Here is a 17313-nt window from a genome sequence, read left to right on the forward strand (position 1 = left end):
CTCAGCCAGATCAGAAGTTCACACCGAAGCTCAGCGCCAGGAAGTCACGGTCTTCCAGGACGTTGTAGTCACCGCCGAAGAAGTCGGTGTAACTGAGGCTCGCGGTATAGGTGTTGCGGTAATCGGCATCGACACCGACGCTGACCGCCTTGGCGCCTTCGTTGAACAGCCCGTTGGGACCGTAGCCGGCGACGTCATGGGACCAGGACAGGTTGGGTTTGAGGTTGATCCCGCCGATCACGTTGGCGTAATCAAGGATCGCCCGGGCGCGGTAACCCCAGGAAGTTGAGGTGACGAAGCCGTCGGTATCGCCGCCGAAACCGTACTGGCCGTAAACCGAATCGCGGCCATAACGCAGCTTGCTTCGCGACTCCAGACCACCAACCCGTACCACCGCTGCTTCACCCACCAGGGTCAGCCGTTGGGCGCCCAATACCTGGTCGAAAAAGTGCGTCAGGGTGCTTTGGACCTGGGTCACTTCCTTGCGGCGATAACCCGTGTTGTCGGCACCTGGCCGGGTCGCGACAGGCGATGCGGCGCCGCCGGCGATCGGGTTAAGCAACGCCAGTGTCAGGTCGTTGGTATTGACCTGCACCGGAGCGTTGGGCCGGTAGCTGATTTCGCCGGTCCAGGCAGTCCCGGTGGGCAAAGTGGTGGAGAAGCTTGCGCCGTACAGACGAATGTCTTCCGGGTATTCGAGGTAATACTGGCCGCGCCCGAGCATCACGCTTTGCGCCAGGCCCGAGCCGCTGCCCGGGGCCAGACGGTTGGCAATGCTGACCATGCCCGGCAGGCTGGCCAGTGTGGACAGCCCGGCGGTGGTGGTGCCGACGGTCGGTGTGCGACTGTGGTAGTTCATGAAGTAGAGGCCGTATTCGGTGTCGTCACCGAGCCAGCGCAAGGCGGTGCCCCACTGCCCTGAATCCCGGGCATCGCGGTCGCCGCCACGGGGCACGATGACGCCCTCACGGGTGACCTGAATAGGTTGGCCAAAGGCTGACGCCAGCGGCGCCAACGGCGCAATCGCCGGGCTGCCGACGGTATAACCGTTGTTGCAGCCGTCCGCCGCCACGTCGACGCCGAAGAAAGTGCCGCAGTTGTCGAGAACGGTCTGATCCCACTCCAGTTGGTAGAAACCTTCCACCGTGAGCTGATCGGTCAGGCCCTGGGAAGCGAACAGCATGTTCACCGGAATCAGGCCTTCCTTGATCTCCGCCCCCGGACGACGGAATGCGGAAACGTCGACCGGGTTGATGCTGTTGATCGAGTTGCCGATGAAGGTACTTTCACCCCAGCTGACCACCTGCTTGCCGGCGCGCACGGTGCCCGGCAGATCGGCGATGGAATAGTTGTGATAGACGAATGCATCGAGGATCTGTGCGCCCGAAGACTTGGCGCCTTCTTTGCGACCGCTGTCGCTGATCTGTTTGAACTCGCGGTCTTCGTCCTTCAGCTCGAAGTCGTACCAGTACTTGCCACGGACGAACACGCCTGTGTCGCCGTATTTCAATTCGAGGTCGTGGATACCTTTGAAGATCTTGGAGAAGGTCTCGCCTTTCTTGAAGTTCAGGCGCCCGTCATCACCGGTCGAAGACTGGCCGGTACCGCCGTTGACGGTGCCCACCAGTGACTTGTCGGCATCGCGCATGCCCCAGCTCGCGCCGACCGACAACGAGGAATCGAACTGCCCCTCGATTTCGCCGATGTTGAATGAAACAGCCTGCGCCTGGGCACAGCAGCCCAAGGCCACCGCAGCGGCCAGCGCTTGCGGTTTGAAGATGGCGCGCATTGTTGTTTTTGTCATGCGTCTTCCCCGGTGAGTGACAGAAGGCCCCACCCTACTGCCACGCGCCGGGAGCGATAAGCGCACCAAGGAGGTATTCGCGTTGTCCCTCCAAAGGATGAATGCCCGCATGGGACGGGGGTTTGCGCGGGGTATGGATGGGCTGGATGGAGGGTTATCAGCGCAGCGCATGGACGTGGGTTGAATAGGGCATGTAGCAGCTGCCGAGCTCGCGAGGCTGCGTTCGGCTGCGCAGCAGTCGTAAACCCTGAATCCACAGTGGGCCTGACAGAACACAGTGCCTGATTTTGCGACTGCTTCGCAGCCGAACGCAGCCTTCGGCAGCTGCTACAGGGGTCAGCCAGAGACTGTTGCTGAGACTGCAACAGTGCATGTCTGGAATCGCTATTTTTCCTTTGCGCTCAAGCCCTTATTCTTGCCGGGCTTTCACGGCAAACAGCCTGAAGACATGAAGCCACGGAGATGACAGACCCACCCCGTTGGCGACAGATTCCAGATGATTTGAAGCGTATTTTTTCGACTCATCGCCCCCTGTTCACTGACGTTGATTTATTGCTCCTTGATCCACGTCTTGCTTTGGCCGCTGCGTTTGCAGCGGCCTTTTTTATGGGCGATGGTTTTGTGACGGTGGCGAAGAGTTGCATGAAGTAAAAGTGGCGCCCATTGATTAATCAAATCTAACTTTCTATTTCCTACACATATCTCGGAAAGCGACTACATAGTTCTGTAATCACGCGAAGCGCCCTCGCGATTAAAGTTAAAAACAAGTCAGCCATTCTTTTGCACGTTGACTTTAACCTAATTAATTTCGAGCAATACTTCCATGAAACCTATTGATTACAACAAATACCGCTCCACCAAAAGTTTCAACACCCGAGTACGCTTTCTGATTTTCCACTACACCGCTGGCAACTTCTCCAGTTCGGTCAACGCACTGACCGGCCCGAATGTCAGCGCCCACTACTTGGTTCCCGACATCACCGATCCGAGCTACTTGAAAGCAGGTTATACCGGGCAGGAAGTTTTCAATCTCGTCGACGAAACCAAGCGTGCGTGGCATGCGGGCGTCAGTACTTGGGGCAATCGAAGCAATCTCAACGACACGTCTATCGGCGTTGAAATCGTCAACCTAGCAACGTTTAGCAAAGGAGTTTTCAACTTTCCGCCGTATCAGCCAGAACAAATTGCCGCCATTGAGGAGTTGGCGTTAAACATCCTTGAACGTTACCCGGATATCAGCCCGACCCTTGTTCTGGGGCACTCGGATATTGCGGTCGGCCGCAAGAGTGACCCAGGGCCGAAATTCCCCTGGCATGCCCTTTACTTGAAAGGCGTCGGTGCCTGGTTCGACGATGCCACCCGAGACACCTTTCTGCAGCAATACAACGAGACCGGCATTCCAGCCCGAAGCGACTTGCTCAAACTGTTCAAGACTTACGGGTACGACGTTTCCGGTGCGTCAACCGAACAAGGCTTCACACACCTTGTTCGGGCCTTTCAGTTGCACTTTCGCCCGGAAACGTACGACGGGATCATGGATGTGCAAACAGCAGCGAATCTGGCGGCATTGGTTGACAAGTATTTTCCTTGAAGACCGCTGCAAACCAGATGTCGGGCCCGACTATCAAGAACCAGCAAGGTCAAGAACGATGACCTTGCTGGCTTAATTAAATCGAATGCTTCTGCAAATTCGCCATCATTTCCTTCAGCGCTTCAAGGTTGTCCTGCGGGTGCGCCGCGCCTTCAAAATCGCAGATCTGTTGCCAATGCGCTGCCACATCTTCGGGGGAGAAACCAACCCGCGGATCAAACCCCGCGCCGAGGCTTCGTTCCCAGCGCACCTTGCCCATCCAGCCGCCACCGACTTCAAACAGCCCGGAGGTTTCCTGGCAGTTCTCGCTGGCGAGGTACACCACCAGCGGGCTGACCAGTTCCGGTTTGAGTTGCTCGAACACGTGTGGCGGGATCAGGCCTTCGGTCATGCGGGTGCCGCCGGTCGGTGCGATGGCGTTGACCAGAATGTTGTTCTTGCGGCCTTCAATGGCGAGTGTGCGGGTCAGGCCATAGAGGCCGAGTTTGGCCATGCCGTAGTTGGACTGACCGAAGTTGCCGTAGATGCCCGAAGTCGAGGCAGTGAAGATCACGCGGCCATAGTTTTGCTCACGCATGTGCGGCCAGGCGGCGCGGGTGACCTTGTAGGCGCCTTCGACGTGGACGCGGTAAACCAGGTCCCAGTCGCTGTCGTCCATTTTGTGAAAGGTCTTGTCTCGCAGGATGCCGGCGTTGTTCACCACAACATCGACACGGCCGAATGTGTCGAGGGCGTGTTGCACGATTTTGTCACCGTCGGTGACGGAATCGTGGTTGGCTTCGGCGGTGCCGCCCGCGTCGCGAATTTCTGCGACCACACGATCGGCAGCCGATGCATTGGCGCCTTCGCCTTGAGCCGAACCGCCGAGATCATTGACCAGCACTTTGGCGCCCTGCTTTGCGAACAGCAGCGCGTGCGCCCGCCCCAAACCGCCGCCCGCACCGGTGACGATCACCACTTTATCTTCGAAGCGCACAGACTCATTCATGGGGAACTCCAGCAGGCCAAGGGACAAGGAGTGCGAGTGTCAGCCACGGGGCTTGCGGTCACAATAAACACGGGGGCGGCTGAATGGTGCGCAATAAGGCAGCGGGATAGTCAGGAACACGCTACTTTGCGCGGCGGTGAAACCAGCCGATCGCGAAACTCCAGATAGTGCTTGAGCACCAGCGCCGGTGCTTCGATCTGCGGGTAATGGCCGATCTCAGGCAGCAGGACCGTATCCGGGGCGGGAATCAGTTGCCGATAGCGCGCCACCATGTGCCCGCCGGAAACCGGATCGACCTCGCCATCGATGACCCGTAGCGGCACCTCGCCACGCTGCATGGCGCTGACCCAACGCTCACGCTGGACACGGCGCTGCGGGATATAACTGATGAGTTTGTGCATGATCCGTTGCCCGTGATTGCTGCTGACCAGGCTCCAGAAATCATCCAGTTCGCTTTCTGTGGGCCGGGTCTGTGGGCCAAAGATCTGCTGGAAACTCTTCACCAGCGCGTCACGGCTAAAGGCTCGCCCGATCATCCAGCCGAAGGGGCTGAGCAGGAGTTTTTGCATCAATACCGGACGATGGGTTTCGGGAAACAGCCCGCCATTGAGGAACACGCAACTGGCGATATCAGCGCGCGTTTCATAGTGCCGGGCCAACAGTTCCTGAGCCACGCTGTCGCCATAATCGTGTGCCAAAATGTGAACGGGCTGGTCAACGTTCAGATGCGCCAGTAAGGCCTGTTGCAAATCGGCCTGTGCCAGCAGGCTATAGTCGTGGCTCACCGGTTTGGCCGAATCGCCGAAGCCGAGCATGTCGCAAGCAATCACCCGGTAGCGCTGCGTCAGCGGCTGCCACAGGTAATGCCAGTCCCAACTGGCCGTCGGGAAGCCATGGATCAGCAACAGCGGCTCGCCTTGCCCCGCGGCCCAATAGCGCAGGGTCTGACCGCCGAATACGAACGTCTGGCCGCGCTTGCGCCAGACACATAGCGGAATCTCGGCGAGGGCCATTTAGAGTTTATAACCGGGGTCTTGTTTATCGAGTTTGCGCAGCAGCGCCGGCCAGGCCAGCGCGCCGCCCATCCCTTGAGCACTTTTGGTGACACCAGCGATCATCGCCTTGGCGCCCGCCAGAATCTGCGGTTCGATGGCGATCAGCTCCGCACCACCGTTCTGCGCCAGCACCTGAATTTCGCAGGCGCGCTGAAAGGTAAACATCATCAGGAACGTGTCGGCGATGGTGCCGCCACAAGTCAGCAGACCGTGGTTGTGCAGCATCAGGAAATTGTTTTCGCCAAGATCGGCTTGCAGCCGCGCCTTCTCTTCATGGTTCAGCGCAACGCCTTCGTAGGCGTGACAGGCCAGGCTGGAAAGAACGAACAAGGACTGCTGACTGATCGGCAAGATGCCCTGCTTCTGTGCCGATACCGCCACCCCCGCCGCGGTGTGGGTGTGCAGTACACACACGACGTCATGACGGACTTCATGCACGGCGCTGTGGATGGTGTAACCCGCCGGGTTGATCTCGTAAGGGCTGTCCATCAGCTTGTTGCCGGCCTGATCGACCTTGACCAGGCTCGACGCGGTGATTTCATGGAACATCAGCCCGAAGGGGTTGATCAGAAAGTCTTCAGTGCCCGGCACCTTGGCGGAAATATGCGTGAAAATCAGATCGTCCCAGCCGTGCAAGGCGACCAGACGATAACAGGCGGCCAGATCGACGCGGGTCTGCCATTCGGCGGCACTGACTTTGTCTTTGATGCTGTGTGGCGATTGGACGGGGGCTACGCTCACGGCAAGGATTCTCTTTTTTATTTTTCTGGGTTTTTATTGTTTTTTGCTGCGTTACAGCAGTCTAGTCAGCCCCCGGACTTCGTGTAGTTGCATTGGCAGCCAGCTTGATGGCCGAGCGAGTCAGTGCGCGGGTGAATCTGGATCCATTGTCAAGGCACCCACAAACTTGTGGATGTTGCCTGACCCGCCGCTATCGCGAGCAGGCTCGCTCCCACAAGTCAGCCTCGCAAAACGCTGACCAGTTCCGCCAGCCAAGGCTCGGCGTCGGTTTCCGGCGTCACGGTTTCGCTGGCGTCCAGGCGCAGCATCGGCAGGACTTCACGCACGCCCAGTTCACCGAACAATTCACGCATTTGTTCGCCGCCGCCGCAGAACGTATCGCCATAACTGGAATCGCCCAAACCGATCACCGCGCCCGGCAAACCACGCCAGGCCGCCGGCAACTGATCGCGGATGGCGAAATACAACGGCTGCAGATTGTCCGGCAACTCGCCCATGCCGGTGGTCGAGGTCACCGCCAGAAATGCTTCGGGCCCAAACGCCTGAACATCGGCGAGGGTCGCGCGGGGGTTGTGCCAGGTTTCAAAACCGGCGGCGTTCAAAATGCTTGCAGCGTGACGGGCAACTTCTTCAGCCGTGCCGTACACCGAGCCGGAAAGGATGGCGACTTTCATCAATCTGATCCTGAATCTAAATATAAGTACGAGATATTAACAGCACCGACCTCATTGATCTTTTAGAATGCAGCGTATCAATCAATACGCAAAGGACTCTGCGATGATCAATGCCCAACTGCTGCAAATGGTGGTCAACGCCTCCAACGACGGCATCGTGATTGCCGAAAAGGAAGGCGAACAGGACAACATCCTGATTTACGTAAACCCGGCATTCGAGCGCCTGACGGGTTATACCAGCGAAGAAATCCTTTATCAGGATTGCCGTTTTTTGCAGGCAGGAGACCGCGATCAGGCAGCCCTCGCCTTGATTCGGCAGGCGTTGGGCAGTGGCGGCTCCTGCCGGGAAATCCTCAGGAATTATCGTAAGGACGGCACTCCGTTCTGGAACGAACTGTCGCTTTCCACGGTAAAAAACCCGCACGACGGACAGACCTATTTCGTCGGGGTGCAGAAAGACGTCACGCTTCAGGTCAAGGCGCAGCAGCGAGTCGCGCAGCTGGAAGCGCAATTGGCCGAGGCACAGGCAGAAATTGCCGCACTCAAAACGACGAACGGCTCAAACCAATCTGCGAATTAGTGGTCATTTACTACAATCACCGATGACTTTGTAATTATTACTTTCGAGCAAAACCATGCAGCGCGACGCACTCCTGACGCAGGATGAGCTGGATTTTATCCAGAACATGCAACACAACCCGCAACTCAATGTGCGGGATGCGACGTCGAGTCTGCTCGTCAACGGTGGTTCGCAGATTCGTGACTTGCTCACACGCCTGGCCGCTCATGAACAAGTCACTATCCAGGCCAATTTCGAAAATCAGCAAATGACCTTCCCGCTGCACTTGGTGGAAGATGAATTTCACGCCATGCATCTACGCCTCGGCGTTCCCAGCATCTATGAAGACGGGCCGATGATTCGGCCATGGCGCCTGGTGCTCGAAGAGCCCGTGGCACTGGAAAATGCCAAGGGCCAACCCGGCACGATGTGGGTACACGAAATATCGTTCAAAGGGGTTTTGCTGGAGGTTCGCAACAAGACCAAAGCGCCAAAGCATTTCGCGTTGTGGTTCAGCCCGTCAGGTTATGAGCGGATTGCGTTGCGCGGCACCTTCGAGCGTGAAACCGAGCAGGGTTTCTACGCCTACGAATTGAGCCAGAGCGACAAGGACGAAACCGAACGTCTGCGTCAGTACATTCTTCAGCAACATCGCCTGACCCATCCTGCCCTGCATATCTGATCTTTCAGTCTATCTACGCTCAGGTATCCAGGTTTCCCGCCAGGAACTGCTTCAGACGCTGGCGCATTAACACTCCCTCGTTTCCCAGGCAACCGATCGACGATCCAGCCAGGCTCTCCTGTGCCAGGTCCGATGCCTCTCCGGCCAGCAACACCTGACAATCCAGGCTCATGGCCAAGCGTTTCAAACGTCTAGGCAGTTCCCCCGCCGGCGCGTGGTTGGAAACCAGTATCAGTACCTTGGGCCTGATCTTCTCGCAGACCAGAACCAACTCTTCGAAGGGCTGACCGATCGCCAACAACTGAATAGCCGAATCGACGCTGCTCAGATACAACGCCGTGACCAACACGTCGAGTTCACGACATTGATCGGCCAAGGCGCAGACAATTGCTCGTCGCGGTTGCATGACTCGCACCAGCAACAGGCGTTGCAACACTCGAGATCGTAGAAAAGCATCCAGAAAAAGCCACTCGCTGATCTGACCGAACGCTTCATGGCGTTGTAGCAATAGCTTCCAGACCGGAATCAGAATGTCCTGAAATACCACCGTCAGCGGGTAACTGGAAAAAATCTGACCGTAGACGTGCTCCAGTTGAACTTCGTCAAAAGCACTCACCGCTGCCTTGACCTGCTGCTGCCATTGGTCGTAGTCGGCTTGAACGAATTCGTTGGGAATGATCTGCGCCAGTACTTTGAGCGGTTCGGTCTTGGCCAGTATCTTGCCGACCTTGCTGACGGCGACACCGCGTTCGATCCAGCCGAGGATGCTGCGAACCCGCTCGATATCGGTCATCGAATACAAACGGTGCCCGCTTTCGGTGCGCGTGGGTTGTATCAAACCGTACCGCCGCTCCCATGCGCGTAGCGTGACAGGGTTGACCCCTGTCAGACGCGCGACCTCACGGATCGGAAACAGCTCTTCTCGAATCAGGGAGGTGATAGGGGGCAAGCCAGGTGCAAGGTCTGTCAACACAGCCATCAGGATCTACTTCCATGTAATATTGAGACACATTCTAACGCTCCTGCCCCAGTGGTGATCAACACATTGTTGAACTAATTGGAACAGACGTCCCAGACAGAATCAGGAATAATCCTTGCTTGTCTTGAGACGCAGCCCACCACCCCGGCGCTGTGTCTGGCGAAGCTCTTATCCGGAGCGACGCGTTTGCCCTACGGAGATACAAAATGTCTACCTCACCCGTCACCCTGATGGTTGCGCGTCGCGTCGCCGATGGGCGTTATCAGGACCTGATGGCCTGGTTGCGCGAAGGCGAACAACTGGCCACCGATTTCCCCGGTTACCTGGGCTCTGGCGTACTGGCTCCGCCGCCCAATGATGACGAGTTCCAGATTATCTTCCGCTTCGCCGACGAGCAGACCATGCACGCCTGGGAGCATTCCGCCTCGCGCACTGCCTGGCTGGGGCGCGGCAGTGATCTGTTTGCCAATCCTTCGGAACATCGGGTCAGTGGCATCGATGGCTGGTTCGGTGCGGTCGGCCAGCGTCCGCCACGCTGGAAACAGGCCGTGGCCATCTGGCTGGCGTTCTTTCCGGTGTCCCTGTTGTTCAACTTTGTATTGGGGCCGCTGCTGGCTGAAACGGGTTTGCTGACCCGCGTGTTTGTCAGCACCCTGTGCCTGACGCCATTGATGGTGTATTTCTTCATTCCGCTGTCGACGCGTCTGCTGGCCGGGTGGCTGCATACCCCATCTGCACGTCCGTTGCCTGCCGAACCCTCAACCCAGCATCGCTGATGCCCGCTCCCACAATAGGTGATCAACTCCCGTCGCTGGTATAGTTTTGCTCTTACCGCGACGCGAGCCGTTCATGACCTCTACCGCAGCCCCAATCCTCATCACCGGTGCCGGCCAGCGTGTTGGCCTGCACTGTGCGCAGCGTTTGCTCGAAGACGGCCATCCAGTCATTTTCAGCTATCGCAGCGAACGCCCTGGTGTGCAAACCCTGCGTGATCTGGGGGCGACCGCGGTGTTTGCGGACTTTTCCAGCGAGGCCGGCATCCTTGCGTTCATCGGCGAACTGAAAAACCACACCGACAGTTTGCGGGCGGTTGTCCATAACGCTTCCGAATGGCTGGCCGAAACCCCGGGCACCGAAGCCACGGCTTTCACCCGCATGTTCAGCGTGCATATGCTGGCGCCCTACCTGATCAACCTGCACTGTGCCGACCTGCTACGGCGTTCAAGTCCCGCCGACATCGTGCACATCAGCGATGATGTGACCCGCAGGGGCAGCAGCAAGCATATCGGCTACTGCGCCAGCAAAGCCGGGCTCGACAGCCTGACCCTGTCCTTTGCCGCGAAGTACGCGCCAGGCATCAAGGTCAACGGTATCGCGCCAGCCCTGCTACTGTTCAATCCCGACGACGACGCGGCGTACCGCACCAGGGTTCTGGCCAAATCGGCACTGGGCATCGAGCCCGGCAGCGAAGTGATCTACCAGAGCCTGCGTTATTTGCTCGACAACCCTTATGTCACCGGCACGACCCTGACCGTCAACGGCGGACGGCATGTCAAATAAGCCGCTCCCGCGAGGATGTCCCATGACGTTATTCCCGCCACACAACTCCTTGTCCCAGAGCTATCGCGAGATTCTGATCGGCCTCGGTGAAAACCCCGACCGCGAAGGGCTGCAAGACACCCCGGTGCGCGCCGCCAAGGCGATGCAATACCTGTGTCATGGTTACGAGCAAAGTGTCGACGAGATCGTCAACGGCGCGCTGTTTGCCTCAGACAACGATGAAATGATCATCGTCGACAACATCGAGCTGTACTCGCTCTGTGAACATCACATGCTGCCCTTCATCGGCAAGGCTCATGTGGCTTATATTCCAACGGGCAAGGTGCTGGGCCTGTCGAAGATTGCGCGGCTTGTGGATATGTTCGCCCGCCGACTGCAAATCCAGGAAAACCTCACCCGGCAAATCGCCGACGCCGTGCAGCAAGTGACCGACGCCGCCGGTGTCGCAGTGGTCATCGAAGCCCAGCACATGTGCATGATGATGCGCGGCGTCGAAAAACAGAATTCGACCATGAACACCTCGGTGATGCTCGGCGCCTTCCGCGAGTCGAGTAATACCCGCCAGGAGTTCCTGCAATTGATTGGACGGAGCAAGTAGCAATGCCACAACTTCAACCAGGAATGGCACGCATCCGGGTCAAGGACCTGTGTTTGCGAACTTTCATCGGGATCAACGAGGACGAAATCCTCAACAAGCAGGATGTGCTGATCAACCTGACCATTCTGTACGCCGCCCAGGATGCAGTGCGTGACAACGATATCGATCACGCGCTGAATTACCGCACCATCACCAAGGCGATCATCGCCCACGTGGAGGGCAATCGCTTTGCCCTGCTCGAACGCCTGACCCAGGAATTGCTGGACCTGATCATGATCAACGAGTCAGTGCTGTACGCCGAAGTCGAAGTCGACAAGCCCCATGCCTTGCGCTTTGCCGAGTCGGTATCAATAACGCTCGCGGCAAGCCGCTAAGCTTCAAGCCTTAAGCTTCAAGCTGTAAGCTACAAGCCACCGCAAACCACATCTTGCAGCTTGCAGCTGTCTCAAAGAGCCCCTTATGACCGAGCAACAACGCCTGGAACTTGAAGCTGCCGCCTTTCGCCGGCTGGTTGCCCACCTGGACAGCCGCAAGGACGTGCAGAACATCGACCTGATGAACCTCTCGGGTTTCTGCCGCAACTGCCTGTCCAAGTGGTATAAGGCCGCCGCCGACGAACGCCAGATCGACGTCAGCCTCGACGAAGCCCGCGAAGTGGTTTACGGCATGCCGTACGCCGAGTGGAAAGCCCAATACCAGCAAGAAGCCAGCGCCGACCAGCAAGCGGCGTTCGCCAAAGGAAAACCCAATGAGTGATTTGAACACCCTGCGCGCCAGCCTCAAGAGCGGCGAACACGCTTTCGCCGACACCTTGGCATTCATCGCTACCGGTTACGACTATCAGCCCCAGTCGTTCAATAACGGTGGTGTGGAAAACGCCGCCGGGCAGAACGAAGGTTCGTGCAAGACCCTGGGTCTGGCATTGCTGGAAGGCTTGAGCAATGAAGAAGCGCTGTTGGCATTTGGCGAGCATTACCGCTCGGTAGTGGCCACGCCTGAAGGCAGCGACCATGGCAATATCCGCGCGTTGATCGCCCATGGCTTGGCCGGTGTGAAGTTCTCGCAGCTGCCCCTGACTCGTCGCTGATTCGCTAAAGATCAAAATCAAATTCAAAAGATCGCAGCCTTCGGCAGCTCCTACGTTGGAATCGCGTATACCCATGAAATATCGGGCGGACACAAATTCTGTAGGAGCTGCCGAAGGCTGCGATCTTTTGATCTTTTGATCTTTGATATTTCAATCCCGACTCCACATCCCGACTTTTAATATTGACCCGGCAACTTTATTTCGTTTGCCGGGCACCTCTGCTCGCGGCTTAGATAAAAAGAAGCATCCCTTTCTTCTGAGTCCGGTATCCATGAGCAGCGAAAACATCAGTCAGTCAATCAACATCGTTCATCCCGTCACGCTCAGCCACGGCAAAAACGCCGAGGTCTGGGACACGGATGGCAAACGCTACATCGATTTCGTCGGTGGTATCGGCGTGCTGAATCTCGGCCACTGCCATCCGCGCATCGTCGAGGCCATTCGCGAGCAAGCCACCCGGCTGACCCACTACGCGTTCAACGCCGCCCCGCATGTGCCTTACCTCGAACTGATGGATCGCCTGACGGCGTTTATCCCGGTGGATTACCCGGTCAGCGGCATGCTCACCAACAGCGGTGCGGAAGCGGCGGAAAACGCCCTGAAGATCGTCCGTGGCGCCACCGGTCGCACGGCAGTCATCGCCTTCGACGGCGCCTTCCACGGTCGCACACTCGCCACCCTCAACCTCAACGGCAAAGTCGCGCCGTACAAGCAGAAAGTCGGTGTGCTACCGGGGCCGGTGTTCCACCTGCCCTTCCCCAGCAAAGACAATGACGTGACCTGCGCCGAGGCCCTGAAGGCGATGGATCGGCTGTTCAGCGTCGAGATCGACGTTGAAGACGTGGCCTGTTTTATCGTCGAACCGGTACAGGGCGAAGCGGGTTTCCTGGCGATGGATGTGGAATTTGCCCAAGCGCTGCGGCATTTCTGTGACAAGAAAGGCATCCTCCTGATCGCCGATGAAATCCAGTCCGGCTTCGGCCGTACCGGCCAGCGGTTTGCGTTCTCGCGATTGGGTATTGAACCGGACCTGATCCTGCTGGGCAAAAGCATTGCCGGCGGTGTGCCACTGGGGGCGGTTGTCGGGCGCAAGTCGCTACTGGATAACTTGCCCAAAGGCGGATTGGGCGGCACCTATTCGGGCAACCCCATCGCTTGCGCCGCCGCATTGGCGACCCTGGACGAAATGACTGACGCGCATTTGCACGCCTGGGGTGCGCAACAGGAAGAAGCGATTGTCAGCCGCTATCAATCCTGGCGAGCCCGCGAACTGTCACCGTATCTGGGTCGTTTGACCGGCGTCGGTGCCATGCGCGGCATCGAGTTGATCAATGCCGACGGCACACCGGCCTCGGCGCAACTCACACAGCTGCTGGCCCTCGCGCGCGATTCGGGCTTGCTGCTGATGCCCAGCGGCAAGTCGCGCCACATCATTCGGCTGCTCGCGCCGTTGACCACTGAGGCCTCCGTGCTGGAGGAAGGGCTGGATATCCTTGAGGCGTGCCTGGCGAAATTGTCCTGATCCCAAAGTCCACACAGTCCCATGTGGGAGCGAGCCTGCTCGCGATAGCGATTTACCATTCAATCTTGATGTCGACTGATACACCGCTATCGCGAGCAGGCTCGCTCCCACAGGTACTTTGATCGACAATAAATCGCGGGCACAAAAAAACCGGCCGAAGCCGGTTTTTTGCTTTCTACAGAATCAGAATCAAGCGTTCTGCAGATCGTCGAGGTAGCGCTCGGCATCCAGTGCCGCCATGCAACCGGCGCCGGCCGAGGTGATGGCCTGACGGTAAACGTGGTCAGCCACGTCACCGGCGGCGAAGATGCCTTCGAGGTTGGTTGCAGTGGCGTTGCCGTCACGGCCGCCCTGCACAACCAGGTATCCGTCTTTCAACGTCAACTGACCTTCGAACAACGAAGTGTTCGGGGTGTGGCCGATGGCGATGAACACGCCGTCGACTTTCAGCTCGTCGAAGCTGCCATCGTTGTTCTTCAGGCGAGCACCGGTCACGCCCATGTTGTCGCCCAGCACTTCGTCCAGGGTCGAGTTCAGCTTCAGGACAATCTTGCCTTCGGCAACCCGGGCATTGAGCTTGTCGATCAGGATCTTCTCGGCGCGGAACGTTTCGCGACGGTGGATCAAGGTGACGGTGCTGGCGATGTTGGCCAGGTACAGGGCTTCTTCCACAGCCGTATTACCGCCACCGACCACAGCCACTGGCTTGTTGCGATAGAAGAAACCGTCGCAGGTGGCGCAGGCCGAAACGCCTTTGCCCATGAACGTCTCTTCCGACGGCAGACCCAGGTAGCGGGCGCTGGCGCCGGTGGCGATGATCAGTGCGTCGCAGGTGTAAGTCGCGCTGTCGCCAATCAAGGTGTATGGCTTAGCGGCGAAGTCCACGGCATTGATGTGATCGAACACGATCTCGGTTTCAAAGCGCTCGGCGTGTTCTTTCATCCGCTCCATCAGCGCCGGGCCGGTCAGGCCGTGGACGTCGCCCGGCCAGTTGTCGACTTCGGTGGTGGTGGTCAGTTGACCGCCAGCCTGCATGCCAGTGATCAGCAGTGGCTTGAGGTTGGCACGGGCGGCGTAGACCGCAGCGCTGTAACCGGCAGGGCCGGAACCGAGAATAATCACTCGCGAATGACGAACTTCAGACATGACCTGCTCCTGTTGACCGGGCCCGAAACACTGGGCGCGGAACGCCGGATTGCCGGCGGGAATAAAAAAGGACCGTTGAAAGCACTTGGGGAAGGCTTGGGCTCGACAGTCCTGTAAAAGAATGGGTGCAGCGTATCGAGGGGGCGAAGATTAAGGAAATACGGTTTAACAATCCAGCTCATAGGCGGTCTCTATCCCATCGAGGTGAATATATAGACGCCTTTGTTACAGTTAATGTCGATGCCGCTACCGCGCTTTCGCCTGTCAGGCAAAGCCGGTAAGGTCGGCGCGTTTACCCTTTGCTCGGAGCACGTTATGCCCGCCCCCGTTCTGTCTGGCCCGCAATACCTGCGCGAGGGCCTCAAGCTGGTCCTGAGCCCAAGCCTGCGCTTGTTCGTGTTGTTGCCGCTGGCAATCAACCTGGTGCTGTTCGTCGGATTGATCTATCTGGCTGGCCATCAGTTCAGTATGTGGGTCGATACGCTGATGCCATCCCTGCCCGATTGGCTGAGCTTTCTGAGCTACATCCTCTGGCCGATTTTCGTCGTATTGGTCGTGTTGATGGTGTTTTTCACCTTCACCATGCTCGCCAACATCATCGCCGCTCCGTTCAATGGCTTCCTCGCGGAGAAAGTCGAAGTGGTGGTGCGCGGCACCGACGACTTCCCGGCCTTCAGCTGGGGCGAACTGATCGCCATGATCCCTCGCACCCTGTCCCGGGAAATGCGCAAACTCGGCTACTTCCTGCCCAGGGCCATCGGGCTGTTCATCCTGTCGTTGATCCCGGTGGTCAACATCATCGCCGCGCCGCTGTGGCTGCTGTTCGGGGTGTGGATGATGGCGATCCAGTACATCGATTACCCGGCGGATAACCACAAACTGGGCTGGAACGAAATGCTCGCCTGGCTGCGGCAGAAGCGCTGGCAGAGCCTCGGCTTCGGCGGGAGCGTGTATCTGGTGTTGCTGATTCCGGTGGTCAACATTCTGATGATGCCGGCGGCCGTGGCCGGTGCAACGCTGTTCTGGGTACGTGAGCGTGGGGCGGAAAATCTGGTGGCAGAACGCCGCTGATCGCGTCACAAATCCATCATCCCACCGTCACAATGACGACATGGCCTCAGCCGACACTGAGGTCATGACGACAACTCTGCATATCACCCTGATCACCGAAACCTTCCCACCGGAAATCAACGGCGTGGCCAATACCCTAGGCCGCTTGTTCGACGGTTTGCGCGCACGCGGGCATCAGGTGGAGTTGGTGCGGCCACGGCAGGGTGGCGACCCACTTATCGGAAGCAACGATGAGTTGCTGTTGTGTCGAGGCTGGCCGCTGCCGGGGTATCCCGGCCTGCAATGGGGTCAGTCGTCAATGCACAAGCTGCTGCGGCGCTGGAAACGGCATCGCCCGGATGTGTTGTACATCGCCACCGAAGGACCGCTGGGGTTGTCGGCGTTGCGCGCGGCACGGCGCTTGGGGATTTCGGTGGTCAGCGGCTTTCATACCAATTTTCAGCAGTACTCCAGCCAGTACGGCCTCGGGCTGCTGACGCGCTTGCTGACTCACTACCTGCGCTGGTTTCACAATCGCTCGACCCTGACCCTGGTGCCCAGCGCCAGCCAGCGACTGGAGCTGGAACGCCGCAGCTTCGAGCGCCTGGCGCTGCTCTCTCGAGGCGTAGACAGCCAGTTGTTTCATCCGGCCAAACGGCTGAAATCGTTGCGCGAGCAATGGGGACTGACCGAGGATGATATTGCCCTCATCCACGTAGGACGTCTGGCCCAAGAGAAGAATCTTGGCTTGCTCAAGCGCAGTTTCGACACGCTGAAAGCCACTTATCCACAGCGAAAAATGAAATTGATTGTGGTCGGTGATGGGCCGCAACGATCGATGCTGGAGAAGGAATTGCCCGAAGCGATTTTCTGCGGCTCACAACGCGGCGAAGCCTTGGCCAGTCACTATGCGTCGGGGGATGTGTTTCTGTTTCCGAGCCTGACCGAAACCTTCGGCAATGTGGTGCTTGAGGCATTGGCTTCGGGGCTGGGGGTGGTGGCGTACGATCAGGCTGCGGCGGCCCAGCATATTCGCCATGGCTACAACGGCGTACTGGCCATGCCCGGGGATGAAGAGGCGTTCTGCGATGCAGCACGCTGGCTGCTGGAGGAGCGCGAAACCTTGCGCTGCGTGCGCCTTAATGCGCGCCAGCATGCGAGTCGTCAGGGTTGGGCGGCGATTATCGAGCAGTTTGAAGGACAGTTGCGGGGGGCTTGTGTTGGGGAGCAGGTGGTTCCTGATGCACAGACATTACCCTGAATCTTTGCTGACCTTG

At 58.3% G+C, this 17313-nt stretch carries 20 protein-coding genes; 13 read left to right on the plus strand and 7 right to left on the minus strand.

Going from position 1 to position 17313, the window contains the following annotated elements:
* Window positions 1-10 precede the first annotated feature (10 nt).
* On the minus strand, window positions 11-1804 hold the full coding sequence (locus tag ACZ9IM_RS08320) for a DUF1302 domain-containing protein (RefSeq protein ID WP_218398712.1): 1794 nt from the start codon (window positions 1802-1804) through the stop codon (window positions 11-13).
* A 462-nt stretch (window positions 1805-2266) separates the two neighbouring features.
* Here ACZ9IM_RS08320 and ACZ9IM_RS08325 point away from each other — a divergent pair, with 462 nt between their 5' ends.
* Together ACZ9IM_RS08325 and ACZ9IM_RS08330 are read left to right on the plus strand one after the other, a co-directional pair.
* The gene (locus ACZ9IM_RS08325) at window positions 2267-2455 is read left to right on the plus strand and encodes a hypothetical protein (protein WP_427623304.1); all 189 of its coding nucleotides are present in this window, start codon (window positions 2267-2269) and stop codon (window positions 2453-2455) included.
* Between the two features lie 172 nt (window positions 2456-2627).
* Window positions 2628-3395, plus strand: coding sequence for an N-acetylmuramoyl-L-alanine amidase (locus ACZ9IM_RS08330; protein ID WP_427623306.1), 768 nt, complete (start codon window positions 2628-2630; stop codon window positions 3393-3395).
* 76 nt (window positions 3396-3471) lie between these two features.
* On the opposite strand, the gene ACZ9IM_RS08335 is transcribed toward ACZ9IM_RS08330, so the two are convergent.
* From ACZ9IM_RS08335 to ACZ9IM_RS08350, 4 genes are all read right to left on the minus strand, one after another.
* The gene (locus ACZ9IM_RS08335) at window positions 3472-4383 is read right to left on the minus strand and encodes an SDR family oxidoreductase (protein ID WP_427623307.1); all 912 of its coding nucleotides are present in this window, start codon (window positions 4381-4383) and stop codon (window positions 3472-3474) included.
* 110 nt (window positions 4384-4493) lie between these two features.
* Window positions 4494-5396, minus strand: a complete 903-nt coding sequence (locus ACZ9IM_RS08340) for an alpha/beta fold hydrolase (RefSeq protein WP_427623309.1) — start codon at window positions 5394-5396, stop codon at window positions 4494-4496.
* Window positions 5397-6179, minus strand: a complete 783-nt coding sequence (locus ACZ9IM_RS08345; protein ID WP_192346180.1) for a class II aldolase/adducin family protein — start codon at window positions 6177-6179, stop codon at window positions 5397-5399.
* Between the two features lie 218 nt (window positions 6180-6397).
* Entirely contained in the window at window positions 6398-6853 is a 456-nt protein-coding gene (locus ACZ9IM_RS08350; RefSeq protein WP_427623311.1) for a flavodoxin, read from the minus strand.
* Window positions 6854-6956: 103 nt separating this feature from the next.
* Here ACZ9IM_RS08350 and ACZ9IM_RS08355 point away from each other — a divergent pair, with 103 nt between their 5' ends.
* Window positions 6957-7433 carry a PAS domain-containing protein gene (locus ACZ9IM_RS08355; protein ID WP_427623312.1) on the plus strand — a complete coding sequence of 159 codons (477 nt, stop codon included), beginning with the start codon at window positions 6957-6959 and terminating at the stop codon, window positions 7431-7433.
* 55 nt (window positions 7434-7488) lie between these two features.
* Complete coding sequence (locus ACZ9IM_RS08360) at window positions 7489-8094, plus strand: hypothetical protein (protein WP_007901651.1); 606 nt, start codon at window positions 7489-7491, stop codon at window positions 8092-8094.
* Between the two features lie 19 nt (window positions 8095-8113).
* Here the strand turns inward: ACZ9IM_RS08360 and ACZ9IM_RS08365 are convergent, their stop codons facing one another.
* A complete protein-coding gene (locus ACZ9IM_RS08365; RefSeq protein ID WP_427623313.1) occupies window positions 8114-9073 on the minus strand; it encodes a MerR family transcriptional regulator in 960 nt (319 codons plus the stop codon).
* Window positions 9074-9279: 206 nt separating this feature from the next.
* On the opposite strand from ACZ9IM_RS08365, the gene ACZ9IM_RS08370 reads away from it, so the two are divergent.
* The 7 genes from ACZ9IM_RS08370 to ACZ9IM_RS08400 all read left to right on the plus strand — a co-directional run bounded on the left by ACZ9IM_RS08370 (window position 9280) and on the right by ACZ9IM_RS08400 (window position 13840).
* Window positions 9280-9849 (plus strand): antibiotic biosynthesis monooxygenase, encoded by a 570-nt coding sequence (locus ACZ9IM_RS08370; RefSeq protein WP_476223690.1) that lies wholly within the window; start codon window positions 9280-9282, stop codon window positions 9847-9849.
* Between the two features lie 73 nt (window positions 9850-9922).
* Window positions 9923-10633, plus strand: a complete 711-nt coding sequence (gene folM / locus ACZ9IM_RS08375; RefSeq protein WP_427623315.1) for a dihydromonapterin reductase — start codon at window positions 9923-9925, stop codon at window positions 10631-10633.
* A 22-nt stretch (window positions 10634-10655) separates the two neighbouring features.
* Window positions 10656-11231: a GTP cyclohydrolase I FolE gene (gene folE / locus ACZ9IM_RS08380; protein WP_123501388.1), complete on the plus strand. Its 576-nt coding sequence runs from the start codon at window positions 10656-10658 to the stop codon at window positions 11229-11231.
* Between the two features lie 2 nt (window positions 11232-11233).
* Window positions 11234-11605, plus strand: a complete 372-nt coding sequence (folX, locus tag ACZ9IM_RS08385) for a dihydroneopterin triphosphate 2'-epimerase (protein ID WP_427623316.1) — start codon at window positions 11234-11236, stop codon at window positions 11603-11605.
* Between the two features lie 85 nt (window positions 11606-11690).
* Complete coding sequence (locus ACZ9IM_RS08390; RefSeq protein ID WP_476223691.1) at window positions 11691-11987, plus strand: DUF1244 domain-containing protein; 297 nt, start codon at window positions 11691-11693, stop codon at window positions 11985-11987.
* A complete protein-coding gene (locus tag ACZ9IM_RS08395; protein ID WP_476223692.1) occupies window positions 11980-12318 on the plus strand; it encodes a HopJ type III effector protein in 339 nt (112 codons plus the stop codon). Before ACZ9IM_RS08390 ends, ACZ9IM_RS08395 begins: the two co-directional genes overlap by 8 nt.
* 271 nt (window positions 12319-12589) lie before the next feature.
* On the plus strand, window positions 12590-13840 hold the full coding sequence (locus ACZ9IM_RS08400) for a 2-aminoadipate transaminase (RefSeq protein WP_476223693.1): 1251 nt from the start codon (window positions 12590-12592) through the stop codon (window positions 13838-13840).
* A gap of 189 nt (window positions 13841-14029) precedes the next feature.
* Here the strand turns inward: ACZ9IM_RS08400 and trxB are convergent, their stop codons facing one another.
* Complete coding sequence (gene trxB / locus ACZ9IM_RS08405) at window positions 14030-14986, minus strand: thioredoxin-disulfide reductase (RefSeq protein ID WP_008070552.1); 957 nt, start codon at window positions 14984-14986, stop codon at window positions 14030-14032.
* Between the two features lie 315 nt (window positions 14987-15301).
* Here trxB and cysZ point away from each other — a divergent pair, with 315 nt between their 5' ends.
* Window positions 15302-16057, plus strand: a complete 756-nt coding sequence (cysZ, locus tag ACZ9IM_RS08410; RefSeq protein WP_008070554.1) for a sulfate transporter CysZ — start codon at window positions 15302-15304, stop codon at window positions 16055-16057.
* Between the two features lie 40 nt (window positions 16058-16097).
* The gene (locus tag ACZ9IM_RS08415; protein WP_476223694.1) at window positions 16098-17297 is read left to right on the plus strand and encodes a glycosyltransferase family 4 protein; all 1200 of its coding nucleotides are present in this window, start codon (window positions 16098-16100) and stop codon (window positions 17295-17297) included.
* Window positions 17298-17313 lie beyond the last annotated feature (16 nt).

The organism is Pseudomonas sp. TE12508 (assembly GCF_056279485.1).

Coding starts and splice junctions, on each gene's coding strand:
- trxB (WP_008070552.1), bottom strand. CDS start 14,986: ATGTCTGAAGTTCGTCATTCGCGAGTGATTATTCTCGGTTCCGGCCCT.
- ACZ9IM_RS08350 (WP_427623311.1), bottom strand. CDS start 6,853: ATGAAAGTCGCCATCCTTTCCGGCTCGGTGTACGGCACGGCTGAAGAA.
- ACZ9IM_RS08390 (WP_476223691.1), top strand. CDS start 11,691: ATGACCGAGCAACAACGCCTGGAACTTGAAGCTGCCGCCTTTCGCCGG.
- folX (WP_427623316.1), top strand. CDS start 11,234: ATGCCACAACTTCAACCAGGAATGGCACGCATCCGGGTCAAGGACCTG.
- cysZ (WP_008070554.1), top strand. CDS start 15,302: ATGCCCGCCCCCGTTCTGTCTGGCCCGCAATACCTGCGCGAGGGCCTC.
- folM (WP_427623315.1), top strand. CDS start 9,923: ATGACCTCTACCGCAGCCCCAATCCTCATCACCGGTGCCGGCCAGCGT.
- ACZ9IM_RS08365 (WP_427623313.1), bottom strand. CDS start 9,073: ATGGCTGTGTTGACAGACCTTGCACCTGGCTTGCCCCCTATCACCTCC.
- ACZ9IM_RS08330 (WP_427623306.1), top strand. CDS start 2,628: ATGAAACCTATTGATTACAACAAATACCGCTCCACCAAAAGTTTCAAC.
- ACZ9IM_RS08395 (WP_476223692.1), top strand. CDS start 11,980: ATGAGTGATTTGAACACCCTGCGCGCCAGCCTCAAGAGCGGCGAACAC.
- folE (WP_123501388.1), top strand. CDS start 10,656: ATGACGTTATTCCCGCCACACAACTCCTTGTCCCAGAGCTATCGCGAG.
- ACZ9IM_RS08415 (WP_476223694.1), top strand. CDS start 16,098: ATGGCCTCAGCCGACACTGAGGTCATGACGACAACTCTGCATATCACC.
- ACZ9IM_RS08360 (WP_007901651.1), top strand. CDS start 7,489: ATGCAGCGCGACGCACTCCTGACGCAGGATGAGCTGGATTTTATCCAG.
- ACZ9IM_RS08320 (WP_218398712.1), bottom strand. CDS start 1,804: ATGACAAAAACAACAATGCGCGCCATCTTCAAACCGCAAGCGCTGGCC.
- ACZ9IM_RS08370 (WP_476223690.1), top strand. CDS start 9,280: ATGTCTACCTCACCCGTCACCCTGATGGTTGCGCGTCGCGTCGCCGAT.
- ACZ9IM_RS08325 (WP_427623304.1), top strand. CDS start 2,267: ATGACAGACCCACCCCGTTGGCGACAGATTCCAGATGATTTGAAGCGT.
- ACZ9IM_RS08335 (WP_427623307.1), bottom strand. CDS start 4,383: ATGAATGAGTCTGTGCGCTTCGAAGATAAAGTGGTGATCGTCACCGGT.
- ACZ9IM_RS08355 (WP_427623312.1), top strand. CDS start 6,957: ATGATCAATGCCCAACTGCTGCAAATGGTGGTCAACGCCTCCAACGAC.
- ACZ9IM_RS08400 (WP_476223693.1), top strand. CDS start 12,590: ATGAGCAGCGAAAACATCAGTCAGTCAATCAACATCGTTCATCCCGTC.
- ACZ9IM_RS08340 (WP_427623309.1), bottom strand. CDS start 5,396: ATGGCCCTCGCCGAGATTCCGCTATGTGTCTGGCGCAAGCGCGGCCAG.